The organism is Dietzia sp. NPDC055343, from assembly GCF_053645265.1.
The window spans coordinates 1-2,442 of sequence record NZ_JBSHMJ010000110.1; the positions used below are offsets into that span (position 1 = coordinate 1).

Annotated in this window: 3 protein-coding genes and 1 pseudogene; 2 read left to right on the forward strand and 2 right to left on the reverse strand. The window is 72.0% G+C overall.

Translation table 11 applies throughout. From position 1 onward, the window contains the following. A pseudogene (locus tag ACWIE7_RS18800) lies at positions 1 to 187 on the reverse strand (acyl-CoA desaturase); the annotation flags it as partial. Positions 188 to 278: 91 nt separating this feature from the next. After that, positions 279 to 1,289 (reverse strand): LLM class flavin-dependent oxidoreductase, encoded by a 1,011-nt coding sequence (locus ACWIE7_RS18805; RefSeq protein WP_454070271.1) that lies wholly within the window; start codon positions 1,287 to 1,289, stop codon positions 279 to 281. A 69-nt stretch (positions 1,290 to 1,358) separates the two neighbouring features. On the opposite strand from ACWIE7_RS18805, the gene thiM reads away from it, so the two are divergent. Continuing rightward, a complete protein-coding gene (thiM, locus tag ACWIE7_RS18810; RefSeq protein WP_454070272.1) occupies positions 1,359 to 2,219 on the forward strand; it encodes a hydroxyethylthiazole kinase in 861 nt (286 codons plus the stop codon). Then, positions 2,216 to 2,442, forward strand: a 227-nt coding sequence (locus ACWIE7_RS18815) for a thiamine phosphate synthase (protein ID WP_454070273.1), incomplete at its 3' end; no start/stop codon positions are given. The genes thiM and ACWIE7_RS18815, both read left to right, overlap by 4 nt.

Sequence of the window (2,442 nt, forward strand, 5' to 3'; positions counted from 1 at the left end):
AGTACAGCAGCGCGCGCGAGGAGATCTCCAGACCGCGCTGCAACCGGATGATGCTGTGGACGTACCGGTAGTCGCGATCCCCGCGGGATTCCAGGACCTCGGCGCGGATCGCGTCGAGCTCCCGTCCCAACTCCTCGATCTGTGCCTGATCGAGGTGGGCGTACTCGCCTACTTCGGAGATCGCCATGACCTGAGCCTAAGCGTCCCCGGAGTACACGGCTACTGCTACGGCCTCCGGGTGGGGCCGTTCGTGACGACACTCACGCGGGAGGGCCACTTCAGTCACTCCAGGCCCGCCGCAGCACCTCGAGCGAGCCGTGGGCACGCTCGGGCGACGAGCCGATCGGGGCGATCATCAGCTCGTCGGCGCCCGCGCGGTGGGCGAACTCGGTGAGGTAGTCGCGCACCGTCGCGCCGTCGCCGCATGCGGTGTAGCTGATCATGTGGAGGATCTGCCGCCCGCCGGCCGACTCCATGACCATGTCGAGTTCCTCGTCGGTGAAGTTTCGACCCCGCCCGGCCATGAGCTTGACCCGCTGGCGGCGGTACCAGTGCAGCTCCTGCTCGGCCCGCGCGGCGTCGTCGTCGGCAACGACATTCACCGCGGCGATCATGTACGGCTCGGACAGCTGCTCGCTGGGCTGGAACCGCTCGCGGTAGACCGCGGAGGCCTGCTCCAGGGCGTCCGGCGCGAAGTGCGAGGCGAAGGCGTACGGCAGCCCGTATGCCGCGGCGAGCTGGGCGCCGAACAGCGAGGATCCGAGGATGTAGAGGGGCACCTTGGTGCCGCGGCCGGGCACCGCGACGATCCCGCGCGTGCGGGCCATGTCGCTGGGCGAGTCGCCGAGGAAGGCCTGCAGTTCGCGCACATCGTCGGGGAAGGTCTCGGCGGCGGACGGCTCCCGACGCAACGCGCGCAGGGTCTGTGGATCGGTGCCGGGCGCGCGGCCCAGGCCCAGGTCGATCCGGCCCGGGTGCAGTTCGGCGAGGGTGCCGAACTGCTCGGCGATCACGATCGGCGAGTGGTTGGGCAGCATCACGCCGCCGGAGCCCAGCCGGATGGTCGAGGTCTGCGCGGCGATGTGCGCCATGAGCACCGCCGGCGCGGAGGAGGCGATGGACGGCATGTTGTGGTGCTCGGAGTACCAGACCCGTTCGTAGCCGAGCTCCTCCGCCTTCTGAGCCAGCACGACCGAGTCCTGCAACCCCTCCCCGACGGTCTGGCCGGGGCGGACGGACGCGAAGTCGATGACGGACAGGGGCAGAGCGCGGAAGTCAGAGGCGGGCATACCCCGTGCAACCCGCCCCCTCGGCCGGCTATTCCGGGCAGCGGTGGTGCCGCACGGCACACTGGGGGCATGCCTGATGCAACCGAGCAGAGCCCCGCCGATCCCGCCGCCACCGTCGCCCACCTGGTGTCGCTGCTGCGGGAGTCGAGTCCGCTGGTGCACTGCCTGACCAACTCGGTGGTCCGCGAGATCACGGCCGACGTGCTGCTCGCGGCGGGTGCGGCGCCGGCCATGGTCGACCACCCGGCCGAGGCCGGCGACTTCGCGTCGATCGCCTCGGGCGTGCTCGTCAACGTCGGCAACCCGACGAGCGAGCAGATCAAGGGCATGCACGCGGCCATCGCGTCGGCGCGCGAGCACTCCACGCCGTGGGTGCTGGACCCGGTCGCGGTGGGTGGCCTGACGCTGCGCACGGACCTGGCCACCGCCTGGCTCGACCACTCCCCCGCGGCGATTCGGGCCAACGCCTCCGAGATCGTGGCGCTGGCCGGGGCGGGCGCGGGTGGCCGCGGCGTGGATTCCACCGCCACCGTCTCCAGCGCGCTGCTGCCGGCGCTCGAGTTGTCCGCCCGCACGGGCGGCACGGTCGCAATTTCCGGCGACAGGGACCTCGTCATCACCCAGACCGACGGGCCCACCCGGGCGACCTGGATCGACTCCGGCCACCCGCTGCTCCAGAAGGTCATCGGCACCGGCTGCGCGCTGGGCGCGTTGACGGCCGGCTATCTCGCGGTCGCGCGCTCGGCGGGTATCACCGATCACTACGCCGTGGTGGCCGCCCACGCCCACATCGGCGCGGCGGGAACGGCCGCGGGCACGGTGGCGATGGGACCGGGCTCGTTCGCGATGGCGTGGCTGGACGCGTTGTACTCGCTGGAGCCGGAGCAGATCGCCGAGCTCGCGGTGCTGACGATCGCCGATACCGAGTGAGCCCGCCGGCCGCGCGCCGCCGCACCGCCGAGGCGACCGACTGGCGCCTGTACCTGGTCACCGATCCGCATCTGGGCGGCGGGCGGGACGCGGTGCCACAGATCGTGTCCGAGGCGGTGCTCGGCGGGGTGGGCGTGGTCCAGGTGCGAGATAAGGAGTGCGACGACGACGAGTTCGCCGCCCACGCCGCCGCCATCGCCGCGGCGGCGGATCGCGCCGCGTC

Bases quoted from the DNA above. Each gene is read 5' to 3' on its own strand.
- ACWIE7_RS18805 (WP_454070271.1), bottom strand. From the start codon at position 1,289: ATGCCCGCCTCTGACTTCCGCGCTCTGCCCCTGTCCGTCATCGACTTC.
- thiM (WP_454070272.1), top strand. From the start codon at position 1,359: ATGCCTGATGCAACCGAGCAGAGCCCCGCCGATCCCGCCGCCACCGTC.